This window comes from Rhodovulum steppense, assembly GCF_004339675.1.
GTDB lineage: Bacteria > Pseudomonadota > Alphaproteobacteria > Rhodobacterales > Rhodobacteraceae > Rhodovulum > Rhodovulum steppense.
This window is the reverse complement of record NZ_SLVM01000023.1, coordinates 1-21,460: the sequence shown is the minus strand read 5'-3', so window position 1 is coordinate 21,460 and position 21,460 is coordinate 1. Positions and strand designations below refer to the sequence as shown.

Here is a 21,460-nt window from a genome sequence, read left to right as displayed (position 1 = left end):
ACCACTCCTGCCCCAAACCGTCCCCTCCATCAAGGATCGAGCCATGTCTGAGACCGTTCTGGCGAACGCCACCCTTGTGCTGCCGGGCGAGACCCTACGCGGGTCGGTCCGGATGGTGGCGGGTCGGGTCGCTTCGGTCGATAGTGGCGCGACCGTGCCCCGGGGCGCGGTGGATTGCGGTGGCGACATGGTCATGCCGGGGTTGATCGAACTGCATACCGACAATCTGGAACGCCACATCCAGCCCCGCCCGGGCGTGGACTGGCCCCATGCCAGCGCCATCGTCGCCCATGACGCGGAACTGGCGGGTCTGGGCATCACGACCGTCTTCGACGCGATGCGGGTGGGGTCGATCCCGACCGGCAAGACCCGCTACCACCCTTATGCACGGCGGCTGGCCAGCGAATTGCTGGATCTGCGTGCGCATGGGGCGCTCAGGATCAGCCATTTCCTGCATCTTCGTGCCGAAATCTGTTCCCAGACCCTGGTCGATGAGATGGCCGAGTTCGGCCCCGAGGACCGGGTCGGCATCGTCAGCCTGATGGACCACACGCCGGGCCAGCGTCAGTTCCGTGACATCACCAAGCTCAGGGCCTATGTGATGGGCAAGAACGGCTTATCTGAAGCCGATTTCATCGACCATGTCGCAAGCCTGCGCGAGTTGCGCGACCGCCATGGCGAAACGCATGAACGGGTGGCGGTGGAAGAGGCGCGGCGTTACGGCGCGATCCTTGCAAGTCATGACGACACCACGGCTGACCATGTGGCGGTTTCGGCGGCCCATGGAATTCGGCTGGCCGAGTTTCCGACGACGATCGAGGCGGCGCGAGCCTGCCATGGCCATGGCGTCGCGGTGATGATGGGGGCGCCGAATCTGATCCGGGGGGGGTCGCATTCCGGCAATGTGGCGGCGCGGGAACTGGCCGAGTTGGACCTGCTCGATATCGTGTCGTCCGATTATGTGCCGGGGGCGCTGTTGATGGCGGGGCTGATGCTGGGCGATCTGTGGGGCGACATGGCCCGCGGGATCGCGACAGTGACGCGGGCGCCGGCCGACGCCGCCGACCTGCGCGACCGCGGCCGGATCGAACCGGGCGCCCGGGCCGACCTGATCCGAGTCGCGCGGATCGACGGCGCGCCGGTGGTGCGCGAGACCTGGGTGCAGGGCGCGCGCGTCGCCTGATCCGGGTATTGTGTCGCGATATCTGGTGCTTGGCCTTTGACGCGGGGCGCGTGCGCCCCTATCTTGCGGCGCGAGACGTTCCCCGCCCCGGGAGTTCCCGCAGATGCCGACCCAAGCAGATACCCCCTTTCCCGCGTCCTTTGACGCGATGCTCAAGGCCCAGGCCGAGGGGCTTGGCCTGATGGCCTGGGTCGGTGCGGCGATGCTGGACCACGCGGCGCGCACCGCGACCGAACTGGCCGTCTTTGCCCGCGACGAGGCGCGGCGCGATGCCGAGGCGCTGGGCGCGCTGGCCACCTGCCGCGATCCCGAACAGCTGGCCGGATTGCCCGCCAGCTATCTCGGCGCCAAGATCGCCGCCTGCACCGACGAGGCGGGCAAGCTGGCGCGGATGACTTCCGAGGTCTTCGAGGTGACCCGGCGCCGGATGACGCAGGCCCAGGGGCCGACCGCCCCGGATTGACACCCGGGCGCGGCGGCCCCTATGCCGGACCGAGGCGCCAAGGCCCGCCTTGTGCGCGCCAGACCGAGGGACCATGATCCGCAGCAACCGCCCCGCCCCGATCCGTGCCGACGCCCCCGGATCGGTCCTGGGCGGCATGTTGGCGATGTCGGCGGCCATGATCCTGCTGCCGGTGGGGGATGCGCTGGCCAAGCTGCTGACCGGCACGGTTGCGCCGCTCGAGGTCACCTTCTGGCGGCTGGCCGCGCAGGTGCTGTGGCTGGTGCCGGTGGCGGTGCTGTTGCGTCGGCAGCTTCTGGGGCGGATGTTCTCGCCGGTCGTGGCGCTGAACGGACTGTTGATGACGCTCACGCTGGTCAGCCTGATCTCGGCCTTCGCGGCGATGCCGATCGCGACGGCGATCGCCATCTTCTTCGTCGAGCCGCTGCTGCTGACGCTGCTGGCGGTGCCGCTGCTGGGCGAGCGGCTGGGGCCGCGGCGGCTGGTGGCGGTGGGCGTGGGGCTGATCGGCGCGATGATCGTGATCCGGCCCAGTTTCGCGGCCTTCGGACCGGCGGCGCTGTTCCCGCTGGTTGCGGCGCTGGCCTATGCGCTGAACATGATCGTTCTGCGGCGCGCGACGGCCACCCGCACGGCGTTGACCGTACAACTCGGCGCCTCGATCTACGGGGCGCTGGCGATGGGGCTTGTGCTGGCCGGGCTCTGGGCGGCGGGCCGGATCGAGCTTGCCATGGTCGGGGCACCGGGCTGGCACTGGGCGGCGATCCTCGGCGCCGGGGCGACGGCGATCACTGCCTTCGTGCTGATCGCCGAGGCGTTCCGCCGGGCCGAGGCGGGGCTGCTGGCGCCGCTGCAATATCTCGAGATCGTGGGGGCGACCGTGGTGGGCTATCTCGTGTTCGGCGATTTTCCGGACGCGCTGACCTGGCTGGGCGTGGCGATCATCCTCGGCTCGGGGCTATATGTCATCCATCGCGGGCGGGTGGCGTCGCGGGGCCAGGCGGTGCCCTGACGCGCCCCGGCGTGCGTCATTTCCGCCGCCGCGCCTTGGGCACCGGCACGGGGCGCACGCGCTTCTCGATCTCGTCATAGAGCAGGCCGACGATATTCTTGCCGGTGGCCTTCTCGATCCCTTCCAGCCCGGGCGAGGAATTCACCTCCAGCACCTTCGGCCCCTCCGACGAGCGCAACAGGTCCACCCCGGCAAGGTTCAGCCGGAAGGCGCGCGCGGCCCGGATCGCCATCTCGCGTTCGTCGCGTGTGATGCGCACCGCGACCGCCTGGCCGCCCTGATGCAGGTTCGAGCGGAAATCGCCCTCGGCCCCCGTGCGCTTCATTGCCGCCACGACCTTCGATCCGACGACGAGGCAGCGGATATCCTCGCCCGCGGCCTCCTTGATGAAATGCTGCACAAGGAAGGATGCCTTGAGCCCGCGAAAGGCCGAGATCACCGATTCCGCGGCCTTCTTGGTTTCGGCCAGCACCACGCCCTTGCCCTGCGTCGATTCCAGCAGCTTGACGATCAGCGGCGCGCCGCCCACCAGCGAAATGAGGTTGTTGGTGTCCTTGGGCGAGGCGGCAAAGGCGGTCGTGGGCATCCCGATCCGGTGGCGGGCAAGGATCTGGTGGGCATGCAGCTTGTCGCGGCTTGCGGTGATCCCGTCCGAGCCGTTGACGCAATAGGTGCCGATCGTCTCGAACTGGCGGATGACCGCGGTGCCGTAGGACGTGACCGAGGCGCCGATCCGCGGGATGACCGCGTCGAACCGGGGCAGGCGCGCGCCATCGTAATGCACGTCGGGCGCCAGCGCATCCAGCGCCATGTAGCAGCGCGCGGTGTCGATCACCTCGACCACATGGCCGCGCGCCTCGCCCTCGGCCACCAGCCGCGTGGTGGAATAGGTATGCGGCTCGCGGCTGAGCACGGCGATCCGCAGCACGCGGGCCGGGGCGACCTGGCGCACCTCGTCGGTATGGTAGACATCATAGGACAGCCGCGGCTGGCAAAAGCTCTCGCCGGGGCTGACCACCACATCCTCGCCCAGCGCCTGCCGACCCAGCAGCATCCGGTAGGCCATGCCGCCCCGATGCGTCAGCGTCAGCTCGATCGGCCAGCGCCGTTCGCCGATCTCGATCTCGGACCGGATCACATAGCGCCATTCGGATTCGCCGTTCGACGAGGTCACCTCGCGCCGGTCGATGATTTCGGCCGAGCAGGGGATCGACAGATCCTCGCGCCCCGGGATCGGGTGGACGGCGAACCGCACCCTGGGTCGGCTGGCCGGGCCGAAAGGTTCGATGTCGAAGGCGTGCAGCGCCGAGGTGCGTGCGCCGGTATCGACCTTGGCCTTCATCGCCGGCAGGCCCAGCCCGGGCAGGGCGACCCATTCCTCCCAGCCGAGTCGGAAAAGCGGCTCGGCAAGCGCGGTGCCTGTGCTCATGCGGACGCCTCCTTGGCATTTTGTCAGAATCGCCTGAGAACGCATCTTCGGCCCCACGAGGCGAGACCAGATATGGCGACGGCGTTCAACTTCGATCTTACGGCAACCGACGGCGCGGCGCGAACCGGCGTCATCGCCACGTCCCGCGGCGCGATCCGCACGCCCGCCTTCATGCCGGTTGGCACCGCCGGAACGGTCAAGGCGATGCTGCCCGAAAGCGTCGCGGCCACGGGGGCGGACATCCTGCTGGGCAACACCTATCACCTGATGCTGCGTCCCGGCGCCGAGCGGGTGGCGCGGCTGGGCGGGCTGCATTGCTTCATGCACTGGGAGCGGCCGATCCTGACGGATTCGGGCGGGTTCCAGGTGATGAGCCTTGCGGGGCTGAGAAAGCTGACCGAGCAGGGGGTGACCTTCAAGAGCCATATCGACGGCTCGCGCCACGAGCTGACCCCCGAACGGTCTATGGAAATCCAGCGCCTGCTTGGGTCGGACATCGTGATGTGTTTCGACGAATGCCCCGCGCTGCCCACCTCCGACGAGGAGGTGGCGCGCGCGATGCGGCTGTCGATGCGCTGGGCGGAACGGTCCAGGGTCGCGTTCGGCGACCGGCCGGGGCATGCGCTGTTCGGGATCATGCAGGGCGGCGTGAACCGCGCGCTGCGCGAGGAATCGGCCGAGGCGCTGAAGGCCATCGGGTTCGACGGCTACGCGGTGGGCGGGCTTGCCGTGGGCGAGGGGCAGGAGGCGATGTTCGGCGTGCTGGACTATGCGCCGGGGTTCCTGCCTGCGGACCGGCCGCGCTACCTTATGGGGGTGGGCAAGCCCGACGACATCGTCGGCGCGGTCGCGCGCGGCATCGACATGATGGATTGCGTACTGCCCACGCGCTCGGGCCGGACGGGGCAGGTCTTTACCCGGCGCGGGGCGCTGAACATCAAGAACGCGCGCCACCAGGACGATCCGCGCCCCATCGACGAGGCCTGCACCTGTCCGGCCTGCCGCAACTATTCCCGCGCCTATCTGCACCATGTCTTCCGGTCGCAGGAGATCATCGCCTCGATGCTGCTGACCTGGCACAACCTGCATTACTATCAGGAGATCATGTCCGGCATGCGCGCGGCCATCGCCGAAGGGCGCTTTGCGGCCTGGCAGGCCGATTTCCACGCGCTCAGGGCCGAGGGCGATATCGAACCGCTCTGAGCCGTTGCGCAGAGGGCGCCCCGCCAAACGGGACGCCCCCGGGCCGAGGCCCGTCTCAGGCGCGGGCGCGGCGGCGGACGACGACAAGCGCGCCAAGCCCCGCGGCCAGCAGCGGCAGGCCCGCCGGCAGTGGCACCGGCGCCGGGTTCAGCCCGTCGAGAACGGCCACCGCGAGATCGGGATAATCGGTGAAGAACCCGTCCATCCCGGCCGCGATCCAGGGCAGGAACTGGTCTTCGGCCGCCTCGAGCGTAGTCGGGCGGAAGGTCCAGCCATGCACCGCAAGACCCAGCGCATGGGCAGCCGCGATGAAGCCCGCGTCGAGATCGTAGCCGAGATTGACGCCCACCCCGGTTGCGAACCCCGCGAGATAGTCCAGCGACGAGATCGTGCCGGTGGTCGCGTCGTAGACGCCATAGGCATCGCCTGTCTTGAGCACATAGCCCAGCGCGGCGATGCCGTTGGTCATCCCCAGAAGGTCCTGCATCACGGCGAGTTGCTGCGCGCCCTCATGGCTGAAGGTCTGGATGAAGGTATTGGGCACCGATCCGTCGAAGCCGTTGGCCTTCATCTCCTCGACGATTTTGGCGTTCAACGAGAAGCGGTTGGGGGTCTTGGATTCCGGATAGATCCCGATCTGCGCGCCGGTCGCCGCATTATGGGCGTTCACCAGGTCCATCACTTCCTGGAAGGTCGGCACCTTGAACGGGTCCGCCATCGAGGGGGTGTAGTCCGGATAGGACGTGCTGGCAGTGCGCGTGGGCAGGGCGGTCAGGGACTTGATCTCGGCCAGGGTGAAATCGGACACCAGGTAGCCGCCATTGCGCGGCTCGAACAGGTCGGCGACGTTCGTGGTGCGCGTCAGCGTGGCGTCATGGATGGCAACCAGAACGCCATCGGCGGTCAGTTGCAGGTCGGGCTCGACCACCTGCGCGCCCATCTTGATGGCAAGCTCATAGGCCGCCAGAGTGTGCTCGGGCAGATGGCCGCTGGCGCCGCGATGGGCGATGACCAGCGGCGCTTCGCCGGACAGGGTATTGTAAACGGTGGCCGCCTGGGCCGGGGCGATCATCGCCAAGGCAAGGGCCGCGGCGGTCGCGATCATGCGAGTCATGCCAGTCTCCTGTAAGGAACGCAGTCGGGGATGCGGAAACAGTGCGTCCGCCCGCGGCGGATTAGGCGTCGTGCGCGACGGTTCGATCAAATCTGCGCAAAGCTTTTGTGAAGACCGTGTCGACGGTTCCGCGGGGAGACGGACGACGGCCAGTCTGGCCTGAACCATATGCGCGCTTGCACCAGACGGGCCAGGCGGGCATTCTGCCAGGCAACTCGAAGCCGTCTGGTTGAATGTCGGGGGAAAACCCCCAGATATTGGGCCAGACCGGAGAGGGCCGAGTGGCCGCCGCCAGCGGGGCCGGTGCCTTCTTGCCAGACCAAGGAAAACGTATGACCGAACTCACCGCCCAATCCTATCCCGTTCTTCCGTTGCGCGACATCGTGGTCTTTCCCCACATGATCGTCCCGCTCTTCGTGGGACGCGAGAAATCCGTCCGCGCGCTGGAAGAGGTGATGCAGGACGACAAGCAGATCCTGCTCTCGGCGCAGATCGACCCCTCGGTCGACGAGCCGTCGACAGACGGCATCTATCGCACCGGCGTCCTTGCGAACGTGCTGCAACTTCTGAAATTGCCCGATGGCACCGTGAAGGTGCTGGTCGAAGGCAAGACGCGCGTGCGCATCACCGAATTCCTTGAGAATGCCGCGTTCTTCGAGGCCCGTGCCGAGTATCTGGCCGAGGAGTTGGGCGACACGTCGACGGTCGAGGCGCTGCTGCGCTCGGTCGGTCCCGAGTTCGAGCGTTATGCCAAGATCAAGAAGAACATCCCCGAAGAAGCGTTGTCCACCGTGGCCGAGACGCGCACGCCCGACAAACTGGCCGACCTGATCGCGGGCCATCTGGGCATCGAGGTCTCACAGAAGCAGGAGCTTCTTGAAACGCTGGTGATCGCCGAGCGTCTGGAAAAGGTCTATGGCCTGATGCAGGGCGAGATGAGCGTCCTTCAGGTCGAGAAGAAGATCAAGACCCGCGTCAAGTCGCAGATGGAGCGGACCCAGCGCGAATACTACCTCAACGAACAGATGAAGGCGATCCAGCGGGAACTCGGCGATGGTGACGAGGGCCAGAACGAGATCGCCGAGCTCGAGGAACGCGTGGCCGCCACGAAGCTCTCGAAAGAGGCGCGCGAAAAGGCCGAGGCCGAGATCAAGAAGCTGAAGTCGATGTCGCCGATGTCGGCCGAGGCGACGGTGGTGCGCAACTATCTCGACTGGATGCTCGCGCTGCCCTGGGGTGTGAAGACCCGGGTCAAGAAGGATCTCACCCGCGCCGAGACGGTTCTGGACGAGGATCATTTCGGGCTGGAAAAGGTCAAGGAACGTATCGTCGAATACCTGGCCGTGCAAAGCCGCAGCCAGAAGCTGAAGGGGCCGATCCTGTGCCTTGTCGGCCCGCCCGGCGTGGGCAAGACCTCGCTCGGCAAGTCGGTCGCGCGGGCCACGGGGCGCGAGTTCATCCGCATCAGCCTGGGCGGCGTGCGCGACGAATCCGAGATCCGCGGCCATCGCCGCACCTATATCGGTTCGATGCCGGGCAAGATCATCCAGGCGATGAAGAAGGCCAAGTCCACCAACCCGCTGATCCTGCTCGACGAGATCGACAAGATGGGCCAGGACTTCCGCGGCGATCCGGCCAGCGCGATGCTCGAGGTTCTGGACCCCGAACAGAACGCGACCTTCGTCGACCATTACCTCGAGGTGGAATATGACCTCTCGAACGTGATGTTCCTGACCACGGCGAACTCCTACAACATGCCCGGCCCGCTTCTGGACCGGATGGAGATCATCACGCTGGCAGGCTACACCGAGGACGAGAAACGCGAGATCGCGACACGTCACCTCGTGCCCAAGCAGATGCAGAACCACGGGTTGAAGCCGAAGGAATTCGAACTGACCGAGGCGGCCCTGACCGAGATGATCCGCCGCTACACCCGCGAGGCGGGCGTGCGGAACCTCGAACGCGAGATCGCCAAGCTCTGCCGCAAGGCGGTGACCCGGCTGATCAAGAAGGAGACCGACAAGGTCACGATCACGCCCGACGTTCTGGAGGAATTCCTGGGCGTCAAGAAGTTCCGCTATGGTCTTGCCGAGAAGGAAGATCAGGTGGGCGTCGTCACCGGGTTGGCCTGGACCTCGGTCGGGGGCGATCTGCTGTCGATCGAGGCGCTCAAGCTGCCGGGCAAGGGCCGGATGAAGACCACCGGCAAGCTGGGCGAGGTGATGAAGGAATCGATCGACGCGGCGTCAAGCTTCGTGCGCTCGATCGCGCCCGAAATCGGGGTGCAGCCGCCCCGGTTCGAGAAGTGGGACATCCACGTCCACGTCCCGGAGGGCGCAACGCCAAAGGACGGGCCGTCGGCTGGCATCGCGATGGTGACCTCGATCGTGTCGGTGCTGACCGGCATCCCGGTTCGCAAGGACATCGCGATGACCGGCGAGGTGACGCTGCGCGGCAATGTGCTGGCGATCGGCGGGCTCAAGGAAAAGCTGCTAGCGGCGCTTCGGGGCGGCATCAAGACCGTGCTGATCCCTGAGGAGAACGAAAAGGATCTGCGCGAGATCCCGGACAATGTGAAGGCGGGGCTGACGATCATCCCCGTGGCCCATGTCCGGGACGTGCTGAGACGCGCGCTGGTCCGGGCGCCCGGAACCCATCGTCTGGGACGAGGCCGCCGAGGAGGCCGCCGCCCAGGCCGCGGCCAAGGCCGCAGGCGAGGACGCGCCCGGACAAATCGCGCACTGAACCCGTTCGGATCACTCCGGAAAGGCGCGCCGCATGTGGCGCGCCTTTCGTCGTTCGAGGCCTTTGTGGTCGAGGGGCAGGCCCCGGAACGATCTGTCCCCTGCGGCGTCGGGCAGGGCAAGACCCCCCTTGCGAAGCCGACAGAGACGGGCTAACAAGCGCGCCACGGGTGATTAGCTCAGTGGTAGAGCGCTTCGTTCACATCGAAGATGTCGGGAGTTCGAATCTCTCATCACCCACCATCTCAGGCCATTGATTTTGCTAAGGTATTGCCGATAAAGGCAAAAGTCTCGGTGCATTGGTGCATAGAGGTGGTACATGAGCAGAATCAGAATGCCCAAGCCGATCCTGATCGGATCGACCTACTACTTGCGCGTCCATGTTCCCGTTGACGTCGCCGAGAAGGTCAAGGGCACCGTCATTTCCGTGCCGGTGGAAGGGGTCTTCCGTTCCGTGACGATCAAGGGGCCGGTGAAGGTCTCTTTGAGGACCAAGGACGGGGCCGAAGCGAAGCGCCGTTTTGCAACCGCCTATGCGGCCGTAGAGGCGCACTGGGAGGCGATCAGAAGCGGACCTGAGCCACTCACCCACAAGCAGTCCTTGGCGCTGGCCGGGGCGCTGCGCGCGGCGTGGATCGACGCATGGGACGAAGAACCCGGCAACGTCGAAATGTGGGAAAAGGTTCAGAAAACGGACATGGCCGCGCTGGACGGACGCCTCAGCCCGATGCCGCTGATCGGCAAGGAGGCCAATGTCGCCGCCAGCCTTGAACGCCGCTTCGGAGGGATGACCGATGCCCTTCTGCGCGCAAAGGGAATCCTCGTTGCCGACGAGTCACGGCCCCGGCTCTTGCAGCACGTTGCCGAGGCCATGACCGATGCGGGACGGATCAATCTGGCGAAGGCATCGGGCGATTACTCCGACGATGGGACGACCAACAAATACCCTGAGTATGTCGAGCCGGCGAAGACGAACAAAGGCCAGCGGCCATCGGCCAAGCCGACTACAGACAAGGCGGCGCCGTCGATCACCTTCGGTTCCGTCATCGACGACTGGGCAGCGTCAAGGGCAAGCGGACGCGATGCGACACCGCTGCGTCCGAGCACCGAGCGAAAGTACCGTCTGCACACCGCTGCCTTCGCCGAATTTCGGGGAAACGATGATGTGACGACCGTCACGGCCCAAGAGGGGAAGGCGTGGCGGGACGCGATGCTGGCCGAGGCGAAGCTGTCGAACAGCACCATCGCCCAGTACATCCAGAACGTCAGGACCGTCATAACTCGCGGCATCATACAGCATACCGGCGAGCTGTTCCCCTACGGCAACCCTTTGGGCATTGTCGAACTGCCGTCTCATGCGCCCGTGCCAAGCGATCAGCGGACTCTCACGTTGAAGGAAGCGGAGGCCATCTTGCGCGCAGCCCGGAAGGAACTGCGGCCAGACCTGCGGTGGCTTCCGTGGCTCTGTGCGTATTCAGGGGCGCGGATCAATGAGGTTGCGCAACTACGTCCCGGCGACTTCTTCCATATTGGTGGAGACTGGTTCTATCGCCTGACGACGATGGGTGGGAAGACCCTCAAGAACTGGAACAGCGAGCGCCGCGTTCCGGTACATCCAGACCTGATCGCGGAGGGCTTGATCGACTTCGTGACCGGGCACGGTGGCAACGATCCGAACCCCATGTTCCCTAGAAGGTCCGGCTCGAACGTCTCGACCTGGGTTCGGGAGGATGTCGGACTCAAGCGGAAGGAAATGGCCCCTAGCCACGGCTGGCGCCATTTGTTTGAAGACAAGGCGCTGGTGGCAGGGATGAGCGATGCGGCGCGGCTCTACATAACCGGCCGGTCCGGGGGCGGGTCGAGTGCCGGTTATGGCAAGAGCGAGGTAATGTTGCCGGGACTTGCAAAGGAAATGCGCAAAATCGCCGCTTTCCTGAGTGATATAGCGCCCAAGGAAGCCACCGATCACAAGGAGAAACTGGCATGATGCGATTTGGCGTTGGCGTTGTCGTGGGTGCGGTCATGGTCGCCGGAATGACCATCGCGCAAGGAATGCAGCCGCTTGCGGTCAGTGTGCCGACGAACGGCGTCTTGAAGGGATACACGGTCCAGAAGGCCGGGAGAACCGTCTGCAAAGACCCGACCGTCTGGAACGACTTCCGCGGGTCGGGCAGCTTCATTGTTTGCGACTGACCGACCTCAGCGCACGGCCCCGCCCACCCGACCAAAAAGCGCTGACACCATAATAATGGTACGGGCACCCTTTGGGAGTGAAGCGGGGTCAGTGGGTTAGCAGCCGCCTACGGCGCCACCAAGGGCAAAGCCCTCAAATGTGTGGTCTCGGCGATCATGCAACTTCGCCGGTCTCGGGCTCGCTGACGAGGCCATAGACCACGCTGCGGACGTCGGCGTTCCAGAACCGCCAGCAGTACTCGTTCGCGGCCTGGGCGATTGTCAGATAGGATCTGGGCGAGCCACGATGGAACAAGGACCGCATGTCGGTTTCAGGCCGAAGGATGAAGCGGTTCGTAAGCACCTCGCGGAGCTTCCCATCGCCAGTTCGTGCCTGGTCAACGAGGGTCTTCACGAAGCCGAGGCGTTCGCGCGGGGGGAGGGTGTACAGGATTTCCGCGAGACGACGGGCACGGTCCAGCAGCTCCAAATTCGCGCGACGCTTGGTCGGGCTGCACAAGGAATTCGCGGGCGTGATCCTGCGCGCCTTGCGCTTGGCGACCTTGTCTCGGCATGTCTTGGAACAGGAAAGCTGATTTGAGCGCCGTGGTCTGAACGCGGTGCCGCATCCCCGGCATGACCGCAATCCGCTTTCCGGCGTCTCTACCTTACTTCTGGTGTCAGCGGTTTCCTCGATAACCCCCGTCGCTTCGAGATTACGGTCGAGATACATCAGGCAGCCTCGGCCGACAGTGTGCCAGCACGGGCTTGATCCAAGGCTATCGGACGAAGCACGGTCTTCCGCGCGGGGGCGATCCTGTGAGCGCAGATACGCTTTCCCTTGGCGGCGCCGAATATCAGTTCCCAGAGATCGCGGTTCTTCACGGCGCTTCCGTTGTTGCCGTGCCAGCCATTGCGGAGCCAGCTCTGCCCCCACTTGTTCAATCCGCCGACGATGAGATCGCTGTTGGCCAAGACAATCACGGGTTTGCCGTACCCGGCCGGGACGCGATGCAGACCTTCGAGCAACGCGGTCATCTCCATGCGGTTGCTTGTCGTGTCAGCCGCGTTGCCTTGTGCGATGGTCACTTCGGCTTCGTTGGCGTCCACGAAAACCTGGACGGTTGTGGCGTAGCCGCCGGGGCCGCGGTTCTTCGTGCAGCAGCCGAAGATCGAGATCACGACGCAGTTGTCGGGAAGCGCATCGGCGCCGAAAGTGATGTTCATGGTGGGCATTTCCTTTGTTGTTGAGCATGGTCGAGCCCATCGGCTCGCACGAGGTGCCGCGCAGCGATCCCGTCGGGGAAATGCCGCGAACACCGAAAGGGCCGCAGCGGCAGCACCTCGCGGAAGACGATGAGGAAGGGGCGTTAGTTGTAAGAGTGACGGCGGGCGCTAGCGCGACGCTGAGCCGTCGTCGGGCGTATAGGATGGCTCGCGGCCTACTGTTCGTAGAGGCACCACGAGCCCTATTCCCGATGATGGGCCCAAATGCGTTTATCTGCCTGTGATAGGCCCTAATTGGCCGCTACTGGCGGTACAGGTCGCGCTGCACTTCGAAGAAGGCCCGCCGGATGGTCGGCACGTCCCCCAAGGCGTTCTTGGCATCGGCCAATGTCCCGTACCGCGCCGTCAGGAAATCGCCGAGCTTGTCCTTGCCCAGCTCGCTTTCGCCGACGTCCTCATAGGCCCGCAGGATACCCAGCAGGAAAGCGCGCATTTCGGCATCGGCCTCGGCCAGACCGTCGCCGCGCACCATGTCCGCACGGTCGGCACGGGTCTTCGGCGGCGTCGTGAACCGGATATAGGCCAGCACGTCAAACAGGTCGCTGTCCGGGGCGTCGATCAGGCGGCGCATGTCGGCCAGCTTGTCGGCGTCGTAGCCGCGCTGTTCCAACAGGGCCACGAAATGTTCGCGGCTGTCCGGGTCGCTCCACTTGCGGCGCAGTTCGTCTTCGTCGCCGATCATGTCGGCCAGATCGCCGAACAGGCGTTCCAGGAATTGCTGCGCAGTCATCGGGCGCCCATCCGGCCCCCAATAGGTGGTCGCGGCGACATAGAAGATTTCGCGTTCCCTGCCATCGGCCAGCCGGATCACCAGCTTGGCGCGCGGCTCGCCCCCGCCGCCGCCCTCATCGTCGCCCCCTTCGGGCGGTTCCGGGGGTGTAGGCGGTTCGGCTTCGGGGCCGCGCGGGGGCGGGGCGGGGCCTTCGGGGGGCATCGGTTCGCCGTCCCACTCGGGGTCGTTGAAATTCTCATGCGCCCGGACGAAGTCGTAGATCGTGAAATAGTCCTTGCCGTCATAGGTGCGGGTGCCGCGCCCGATGATCTGCTTGAATTCGATCATCGACCGGATCGGCCGCATCAGGACGATGTTGCGCACGTTGCGCGCGTCCACCCCAGTCGAGAGCTTGTGCGAGGTGGTCAGGATCGTCGGGATGGTCTTGTCGTTGTCCTGAAAGTCGCGCAGGTGCTGTTCGCCCGGTTTGCCGTCGTCGGCCGTCACCCGGTGGCAGTAGTTGGGGTTCGGGTTCGACTTGATCTGGTTGATATGGTCGCGCACCCGCAGCGCGTGGTCCTGGGTGGCGCAGAAGACCAGCGTCTTCTGGCGTTGGTCGATTTCGGCCATGAATTCGGCCACCCGGCTGCGCTCGCGTTCCTCGATCACGATGCGGGTGTTGAAATCGGCCTCTGTATAGGTCCGGTCCTCGTCCAGCTCGCCCGCGATCACCTCGTCGCGGCCGTCCCAGACATATTCGTCGATTGTGCTGGCCATCTGGCGCACCTTGAACGGCGTCAGGAAGCCGTCCTCGATCCCCTCGCGCAGCGAATAGGTATAGGCCGGTTCGCCGAAATAGGCATAGGTATCGGCGTTGTGCTTCCGCTTGGGCGTGGCGGTCAGGCCAAGCTGCACGGCGGGGGCGAAATACTCCATGATCCCGCGCCACGAACTTTCGTCGCTCGCCCCGCCCCGGTGGCATTCGTCGATCACGATCAGGTCGAAGAAGTCGCGCGGATAGCCCTCGTAGCTGGGCTCGCCCTCGCCGGTCATGAAGGTCTGGAAGATGGTGAAGAAGACGCTGGCGTTCTTCGGCACGCCGCCCCGTCGGCGGATCGCGCCGGGGTCGATCCGGGCCACCGCGTCGGCCGGAAAGGCGGCGAAGGCGTTGTAGGCCTGATCGGCAAGGATGTTTCGGTCGGCCAGAAACAGGATGCGGGGGCGGCGTATGGGTTCGCCCGACAGGTTCCAGCGGGCATGGAAAAGCTTCCACGCGATCTGGAACGCGATCGAGGTCTTGCCGGTGCCGGTGGCCAGCGTCAGCAGGATGCGCCGGTCGCCCTGGCCGATCCGTTCCAGCGCGGCGTTGATCGCCCGGTGCTGGTAATAGCGCAGCTCCCACTTGCCGCCCGCCGTCTCGAACGGCACCGCGCCGAACCGCTCGCGCCACAGGTTGGCGTCGGAAAAACACCGCGCCCACAGCTCGTCGGGCGAGGGGAAGGGGGCAACATCGCCCTCGGCCCCCGTGACCATGTCGGCCTGATACCAGCCCAGCCCGTTGGTGGCATAGGCGAACCGCGCGCCCAGCCGGTCGGCATAGTCCTTGGCCTGGGCCAGCCCCGTGGTGGGGGCAAGGCCCGCCCGCTTGGCCTCGATCACGGCCAGCTTCTGGTCGCGGTAGATCAGGACGTAATCGGCGGCCAGCCGGTCGCCCCGCTTGCCGCCGGGCACGATGCGGCCGGGGCAGATCACCTCGCGCCGGATGCGGGCGCCCTCGACCGTGCCCCAGCCAGCCGCGCGCAGCACCGGGTCGATGCGGGTGGCGCGGGTGTCGGCTTCGGTCTCGGTGTCGAACATGGGGCGAGGTTAGGTCAGGTCAGGCCGCCCGAGAAGGCCTTTTGCAGAAGGGATTGGCGCAGGGCGTCGAGGTGAACAATTTTCCCGGAATAGTGCTGATGCAATTCTTCGGTCCGGGAACTCAGCCAAGCGGCTTTGGCAACGATGGCGCTGCGTGTTTCAGGGGTGGGCCAAGGTATCGGGATTCGATTCAGCGCTTTTTGGTTCAGCTTCGGTTGCGCCATGCCGCTCACGTATGGCTCAAGCGAAATGGCGTTCAGATAGAGCCGGACGTATTCCTGTGAATCGAGGTCTGCGAAGCGAAGCACATGGGCGTGATTATTTACCCACGACTTGCCACTGATCGAGAAGGCGATCGGATAAGTTCTGGCCAGCAGGTTTGCTCCGTCCTCGGACACAAGCAGCAAGTCCTGATCGAATATGAAGTCCGCGACGTGATCGACCACCCCCGATGCCCCGTAATAGGGTATGCTGCCCGGATTTCGGTCTTTCTTGGTTATCGGCACTCTCAACCGGTCAAGGTTTTCAGCGATTTCGCTAATTGACTTCGCGGGCCAGTTTCCGCTTTCCTTCCAGAACTCATGCGAAAGCGTGTTCGAGAACAACTCCCGCGCGTCGGCGAGGTTGGCTTCGGCGTGGGCACGGGCGCGGGCCAGACCCACGAACGCCTCGTCCAGAACCGCAACGATCCGCCGTTGGTCTTCGAGGGGCGGGAGGGGAATTTTCACAGATTTCAAGTTGGAGCTTGAAAGCTCTTTGAATGTCGTGCCGGTCCCGAGGCTTTCCAAAAGCGCGCGGTTCGCCAGAAGGAAGTAATACAGGTAGAGATGGTCCAGGCTTTCGCCCGGCACCAACCCACGGCATCCCTGATTGAAAGCCATAGGCACCGTGTTCACCGCAAGATGCCCAATCGGTGCGCGCGTCGAAAGGATGACGGATCGTGCCGGGACCAGCCGGGCCGATGAATTGCAAAGACCGCTTTCGGAAATCCTCCTAGGAGTCTCGCCAATCTCGCGGCCGTCCATCCGCCCCATGTCCTTGGGTGTCAGCCATTGAATGTCGCCGCCCCAGTATTCGGCGACCTTGGATTTCGGGGTGCCCCCATTGATGACGGTTGCCACCTCGGCCAGCGGCACGGTTCGCCACCCCGTCCTGGCCAAGTCCTTCACAGCATCCCCCGAATGTCTTCGAGGATTTGCGCGGTCTCGGCGTCGCGGGCCAGCATGTCGGCGATGATCGCCTCGGGGTCGCGCAGGGGGGCGTCTTCGGGGGCGTTGGGGTTCTTGACCGACAAATCCATTGTCTGGGCGTCCAGGTCCGCGACTTCGACGATCCAGGATTTCGGCCCGGTCACGCCGCCCCGTTGCAGGTCGACGAATTCGGCCATGTCGTCGTCGTTCAGCGGGTTCGTCTTGCCCAGGCTGCGCCCCGGATCGAGCTGGTAATACCAGATGCGCCGGGTCGGTTCGCCCTTGTCGAAGAACAGCACCACGGTCTTGACCCCCGCGCCCTGAAACGTGCCCTGCGGGCAGTCCAGCACGGTATGCAGGTTGCAGGCGGTCAGCAGCTCGCGCCGCAGCGCCACGCTGGCATTGTCGGTGTTGGACAGGAAGGTATTCTTGATGACCACTGCCGCCCGGCCGCCCGCGCGCAGCTTGCGGATGAAATGTTGCAGGAACAGATAGGCCGTCTCGCCCGACTTGATGGGAAAGTTCTGCTGCACCTCGCGCCGCTCGCCCCCGCCGAAGGGCGGATTGGCAAGGACGATGTCGTGGCGGTCCTTTTCCTGAATGTCCATCACGTTCTCGTTGAGCGAGTTGGTGTGGACGATGTTCGGCGCCTCGATCCCGTGCAGCACCATGTTCATGATGCCGATGACATAGGCCAGCGACTTCTTTTCCTGCCCGTGGAAGGTGTGGCGTTGCAGCGTGTCGTAATCGGTCGCGCTGATGCCGGGGCGGCGCATGTAGTCGTAGGCTTCGCACAGGAACCCGGCCGAGCCGACGGCGCCGTCGTAGATCGTCTCGCCGATCTTCGGATCGACCACGCGGATCATGGCGCGGATCAGCGGGCGGGGCGTGTAGTATTCGCCGCCGTTCCGCCCCGCGTTGCCCATCCGCCGGATGCGGGTTTCGTAGAGCGCGGACAGCTCGTGCTTGTCGGCCTGGGTGTTGAAATGCAGCCCGTCGATGATTTCCAGCACGTCGCGCAGGATGTAGCCCGAGCGGAACTTGTTGCGCAGTTCGGTGAACACCTCGCCGATCTTGTATTCGATGGTGTCCGGGCCGGTCGCGCGGTCGTGGTAGCGGCCGAGATAGGGGAACAGCTCGCGGTCGACAAAGCGGATCAGGTCGTCGCCGGTCAGGGCCGCGTTGTGGTCGAATTCGCCATCCTTCCTCGGGGCGGCCCAGCGGTCCCAGCGATATTGCCCGTCGATGATCGGGGCATGGTCGCGGCCTTCCAGTTCCGCCCGGTCGCGCCGTTCGCTTTCCAGATCGTGCAGGTATTTCAGGAACAGGACCCACGAGGTCTGTTCGACATAGTCCAGCTCGTTGGCGATGCCGTCCTCGGCGCGAAGGGCGCGCTCGATGCTGTTGAAGGCGTTCTCGTACATGCTGTTCCGACCGATAGGAGTTTGTGCGAGTAGTCCCGGATTTGCCGGGTCAGGGCAAGGAACGAAGACAGATAGCGACGCAGGATCACATCCCCCAGCGGGCCAGCGCCGCCTCGGCCTTTGCCGGGTCTTCCCTGATCCGCAGCACGGTCTGGCGTGACACGCCCGCCGTCCGCGCGATTTCCGACGCCCCGGCCCCGGCGGACAGCATGTCCTGAACCGTGGTGAAGGCCGCGCGGTCATAGCTGGGTTTCTTGCCCCGGTAGCGGTCGCCATCGCCCTTCGCCGCCTCTATCCCGGCTCTCTGAGCGGCCTTCGTCGCCTCGGCCTGTGCCTGTGCCATCGCCGCCATGAAGGCGATCAGCGCGTCTCTCACGGCCTCCTGCATGGGGTCTGTGGTGGCCCCGTCGAAGGTCATGTTGTTGATGACGGTGCGGATCACGACGCCCTGGCGCATGAAGTGCCGGATCGTGTCGGTGACGTCCTGATAGTTGCGCCCCAGACGATCCACCCAACGGACCACGAGAACGTCGCCCCTGCGCAGCATGTCATACAGCCGCTTGCCCTCGGGGCGGTCGGCCAGCCTAGTGGTGACGCCCGAGACGCCATGATCGGCAACAACCGTGTCGATGGTGAACCCCGCCGCTTCGGCCTGTGCTCTCTGGTGACTGAGGGTCTGATCCGCGGTCGAGACGCGGGCGTAGAGGATGGTCTTGGACATGGTGCCTCCTGGTGTTCGTAAGGGTTTTGTCCGTTAGAATGCCTGTCCGTTGATCGAAGTCAAGGCTTACGGACACCCTTTCCGTGACTGCGAGGCGTGTTCGCAGGGGTATACCCTATCGGACGTTTGGGCGCACCGGGATAGCAGCCTTGGGCGCGTTGCCTGTCGGGGAGTTGCCGAAGCCGTCCGTAATCCCGTCGGCGCGTGTCAGGTCAACAGGAGGGGGCCCGGGGGAAGCGCGGCATCGAAGCGTCGACTTCCGGCCGCTCGAATTTTTCCGTCAGAATCTGATGCTCGCCCGCGTCGTCGCACTCATTTGGCTTTGACAGCAAGTGCAGGACGCTGGTACACAAGCGTTGACGAGGCTGCAAAAATATCTTTTAAAATCAGCGTTCTGGGCTTCTTCCGAGAGATTTCGAATCTCTCATCACCCACCGGAACACGACGAGGTTGTCCATGACGGGCGCCCTTTTTCGTTTCGGTGGCGGGTATTCGGTTCAGGGATTTGGTCGGGCGGGCGCGGCCTTGAAAGATGTTGGTCGGTCAGACCGTTACGCGGTCGGTTTCGCAGCGCGGATCGGTTCTGACATCGGGGCGCAGCGCGGTCCACAGAAACAGCGCCATCGTGCCCACCATGCCACCCAGCCAGTAGGCCAGCAATGCGCCCAACAGCCCAGCATCCAGAACCAGCGCTGCGAGCATTGCGGAAAGGGCACCGGAAAGAATGGAAACTAGAACGAACGCGATGGCCATCGACGACAACTCCTTGTGGTCGAGACTTTCCACAATTTCGGGCGGAAATCGGGCATTCCGAAGGAAACGCCGAGACTGGTTAACAGGCGGTTCACGCTGGGCGTTTTGCACGCCTGTTTCTGCCGTCGGGGGCTTGCGGCAGCGGGCCGCCCCGGTCTAAAGGCTGCAGGGTGGGCGATTAGCTCAGTTGGTAGAGCGCCTCGTTTACACCGAGGATGTCGGCGGTTCGAGTCCGTCATCGCCCACCATCATGTGGCCTGTTCCCGGTCTCGTTGACATGACGATAGGTCCATCCGGCTGCCTGAACCGCACCGGGTTTGCCGGAGGCTGATTTCGGTGAGTTACGCGGCCATGTCTTCAGTTTCCAGAGCGGCGTAGAAGTTTGCCTCTGCTTCGGTCGGCGGGATGTTTCCGATCGGCTCGATGAGGCGGCGGTTGTTGAACCAATCCACCCATTCGAGAGTGGCAATTTCGACTGCCTCGAAATTGCGCCATGGCCCGCGGCGGTGGATGACCTCGGCCTTGAAGAGACCGTTGATGGTCTCCGCCAGGGCGTTGTCATAGCTGTCGCCGACGCTGCCGACGGAGGGCTCGATACCCGCCTCGCCCAGCCTCTCGGTGTATTTGATGGACAGATATTGGGCGGTTTCAACCGGTCGTCGCAACATGGGCAGTTTCCACCTTCTCAAGCACCGCGTCCAGCGCCTCCGCCGGGGTTCTCCAGCCAAGGGTCTTTCGAGGGCGCCCGTTGAGTGCAGCGGCAACCGCTTCGATGTCATCGGGGCTGTGCAGGCTGAGATCGGTGCCCTTCGGGAAGTACTGGCGCAGCAGGCCATTGGTGTTCTCATTCGTCCCGCGCTGCCACGGGCTTTGAGGATCGCAGAAGTAGACCGGCAGATCAGCGGCGACGGTCAGTTCAGCATGGCGGGCCATTTCGGCCCCCTGATCCCAGGACAGGGATCGGCGCAGATGGCGGGGCAGTTGAACGATGCTGCGCAGGATGGCATCGCGCACGGCCTCCGCCCCGTGACCCGCCAGAGGCGGTCCGTTCTTCACGCGGGGCTCCTCGCCATGCCCGGGCATCCGTGGAAGGTGCAGCAACAGCGTGAAGCGCGTCTGTCGCTCGACCAGGGTGCCGATGGCGGAGCGGTTGAGCCCGATGATCAGGTCGCCTTCCCAGTGTCCCGGGACAGCACGATCCGCAGCTTCGGCCGGGCGCTCGCTGATCATGATCCCGGATGTCACGAAGGACTTTCCCCGGCCGACGGTCCGGGCGCGGGGCACACGCAACGCCCGGCCGGTGCGCAGGCATGCCGTGAGCTCGCGGCGCAAGGCGCCACGCCCCTGGATGTAGAGCGCCTGATAGATGGCCTCGTGACTGATCCGCATGCTCTCGTCTCCGGGAAAGTCGATGCACAGTCGGCTGGAGATCTGCTCCGGACTCCACGCCTTGGCCCACCGACGCGGTTGTCGCCGTCCGTGTCGTCGACCGTTCCACGTTGTCGGTGGGCCAACAACGACCGAGCCGCCCGGGTGCGAAATATGGCCTGAGAGCCTGTCCTGCACATACTGCCGCAAAGCCGCGTTCGTTGCCAGCTTTGCTGCCTTCGGTCGCTCGGCCGAGCGTTCGGCATGCCACTGGGCCGTGGTCGCACGATACTCGAACCCGCCGGAGCGCGTGGCGGCATTGCGACGGATCTCCCGCGAGATGGTCGACGCCGCGCGGCCAAGACGGCGTGCAATCTCACGCAGGCCGACGTTCTGCACCAGGAGCAGAGCGATCTCCTCGCGCTCTTCCAGACACAGATAGCGCCGGGACGGGGACGGCGCGGATAGCGCCAGATGTGAAGGGGGCATGCCGCCAGCCTCTCGAAACCACCGTGTTCCGACCGGCTGCGAGATGCCGGTCCGGGCAGCAGCGTCCTCGCTGGAGAGACCCAACGCAATCAGGGACCAGAAGCGCCGCCGCTCCGCCTGTCGCGCCACTCCCGGCCGCCCCGGTGAGCGCAACTTGCGCCTGGTCGATCGTCCGGATCTCCGTTTGCATCTTGCCATCGCAACCTCCATCAGCAGGGTGTTGCGACGACCGGTTGAAACCGCCTTGCGACCCGCGGTCGGAATGGTGGACGAGCCCCGCGCCCTTGACCGGGCGGCGATCGTGAACAGCCTGTTCGAGGGCATCGAGCGCGAAGCCTG

Annotated in this window: 15 protein-coding genes, 2 tRNA genes and 3 pseudogenes; 9 read left to right on the top strand and 11 right to left on the bottom strand. The window is 65.0% G+C overall.

The features are described from left to right. Positions 1-43 precede the first annotated feature (43 nt). The 3 genes from EV216_RS14010 to EV216_RS14000 all read left to right on the top strand — a co-directional run bounded on the left by EV216_RS14010 (position 44) and on the right by EV216_RS14000 (position 2,658). Positions 44-1,183 (top strand): alpha-D-ribose 1-methylphosphonate 5-triphosphate diphosphatase, encoded by a 1,140-nt coding sequence (locus EV216_RS14010; RefSeq protein WP_132696152.1) that lies wholly within the window; start codon positions 44-46, stop codon positions 1,181-1,183. Positions 1,184-1,286: 103 nt separating this feature from the next. Further along, a complete protein-coding gene (locus tag EV216_RS14005; protein WP_132696151.1) occupies positions 1,287-1,646 on the top strand; it encodes a phasin family protein in 360 nt (119 codons plus the stop codon). Positions 1,647-1,719: 73 nt separating this feature from the next. Then, on the top strand, positions 1,720-2,658 hold the full coding sequence (locus EV216_RS14000; protein ID WP_243642084.1) for a DMT family transporter: 939 nt from the start codon (positions 1,720-1,722) through the stop codon (positions 2,656-2,658). A 16-nt stretch (positions 2,659-2,674) separates the two neighbouring features. Here the strand turns inward: EV216_RS14000 and rimK are convergent, their stop codons facing one another. Further along, a complete protein-coding gene (gene rimK / locus EV216_RS13995; protein ID WP_132696150.1) occupies positions 2,675-4,087 on the bottom strand; it encodes a 30S ribosomal protein S6--L-glutamate ligase in 1,413 nt (470 codons plus the stop codon). A 72-nt stretch (positions 4,088-4,159) separates the two neighbouring features. On the opposite strand from rimK, the gene tgt reads away from it, so the two are divergent. Further along, entirely contained in the window at positions 4,160-5,290 is a 1,131-nt protein-coding gene (gene tgt / locus EV216_RS13990; protein ID WP_132696149.1) for a tRNA guanosine(34) transglycosylase Tgt, read from the top strand. A 55-nt stretch (positions 5,291-5,345) separates the two neighbouring features. Here tgt and EV216_RS13985 read toward each other — a convergent pair whose 3' ends face one another. Continuing rightward, positions 5,346-6,404 (bottom strand): glycerophosphodiester phosphodiesterase family protein, encoded by a 1,059-nt coding sequence (locus EV216_RS13985; protein ID WP_165899253.1) that lies wholly within the window; start codon positions 6,402-6,404, stop codon positions 5,346-5,348. A 332-nt stretch (positions 6,405-6,736) separates the two neighbouring features. Between EV216_RS13985 and lon the strand changes: the two are divergent. From lon to EV216_RS13965, 4 genes and pseudogenes are all read left to right on the top strand, one after another. After that, positions 6,737-9,149, top strand: a pseudogene (gene lon, locus EV216_RS13980) (endopeptidase La). Positions 9,150-9,316: 167 nt separating this feature from the next. Then, positions 9,317-9,391: transfer RNA gene (locus EV216_RS13975), tRNA-Val, on the top strand. 91 nt (positions 9,392-9,482) lie between these two features. Beyond that, a complete protein-coding gene (locus EV216_RS13970; protein ID WP_132696147.1) occupies positions 9,483-11,135 on the top strand; it encodes a DUF6538 domain-containing protein in 1,653 nt (550 codons plus the stop codon). Further along, positions 11,132-11,341, top strand: a complete 210-nt coding sequence (locus EV216_RS13965) for a hypothetical protein (RefSeq protein ID WP_132696146.1) — start codon at positions 11,132-11,134, stop codon at positions 11,339-11,341. Before EV216_RS13970 ends, EV216_RS13965 begins: the two co-directional genes overlap by 4 nt. A gap of 154 nt (positions 11,342-11,495) precedes the next feature. Here the strand turns inward: EV216_RS13965 and EV216_RS13960 are convergent, their stop codons facing one another. From EV216_RS13960 to EV216_RS13930, 7 genes are all read right to left on the bottom strand, one after another. Then, a complete protein-coding gene (locus EV216_RS13960) occupies positions 11,496-12,053 on the bottom strand; it encodes a hypothetical protein (protein ID WP_132696145.1) in 558 nt (185 codons plus the stop codon). Next, positions 12,053-12,547, bottom strand: a complete 495-nt coding sequence (locus EV216_RS13955) for an RNase H family protein (protein ID WP_165899251.1) — start codon at positions 12,545-12,547, stop codon at positions 12,053-12,055. The genes EV216_RS13960 and EV216_RS13955 overlap by 1 nt, the downstream gene beginning before the upstream one ends. 301 nt (positions 12,548-12,848) lie before the next feature. Further along, positions 12,849-15,176, bottom strand: coding sequence for an EcoAI/FtnUII family type I restriction enzme subunit R (hsdR, locus tag EV216_RS13950; protein WP_132696143.1), 2,328 nt, complete (start codon positions 15,174-15,176; stop codon positions 12,849-12,851). A 14-nt stretch (positions 15,177-15,190) separates the two neighbouring features. Beyond that, entirely contained in the window at positions 15,191-16,312 is a 1,122-nt protein-coding gene (locus EV216_RS13945; protein WP_165899250.1) for a restriction endonuclease subunit S, read from the bottom strand. A gap of 29 nt (positions 16,313-16,341) precedes the next feature. Continuing rightward, positions 16,342-17,790, bottom strand: coding sequence for a class I SAM-dependent DNA methyltransferase (locus EV216_RS13940; RefSeq protein WP_132696141.1), 1,449 nt, complete (start codon positions 17,788-17,790; stop codon positions 16,342-16,344). Positions 17,791-17,875: 85 nt separating this feature from the next. Continuing rightward, positions 17,876-18,511 (bottom strand): recombinase family protein, encoded by a 636-nt coding sequence (locus tag EV216_RS13935; protein ID WP_132696140.1) that lies wholly within the window; start codon positions 18,509-18,511, stop codon positions 17,876-17,878. Between the two features lie 543 nt (positions 18,512-19,054). Further along, positions 19,055-19,264 (bottom strand): hypothetical protein, encoded by a 210-nt coding sequence (locus EV216_RS13930; protein ID WP_132696139.1) that lies wholly within the window; start codon positions 19,262-19,264, stop codon positions 19,055-19,057. Positions 19,265-19,436: 172 nt separating this feature from the next. Between EV216_RS13930 and EV216_RS13925 the strand changes: the two genes are divergently transcribed. Then, positions 19,437-19,512: transfer RNA gene (locus tag EV216_RS13925), tRNA-Val, on the top strand. Positions 19,513-19,605: 93 nt separating this feature from the next. Here the strand turns inward: EV216_RS13925 and EV216_RS13920 are convergent. After that, a pseudogene (locus tag EV216_RS13920) lies at positions 19,606-20,029 on the bottom strand (integrase core domain-containing protein); the annotation flags it as partial. A gap of 27 nt (positions 20,030-20,056) precedes the next feature. Beyond that, positions 20,057-21,121, bottom strand: a pseudogene (locus EV216_RS13915) (IS30 family transposase); the annotation flags it as partial. Positions 21,122-21,460 lie beyond the last annotated feature (339 nt).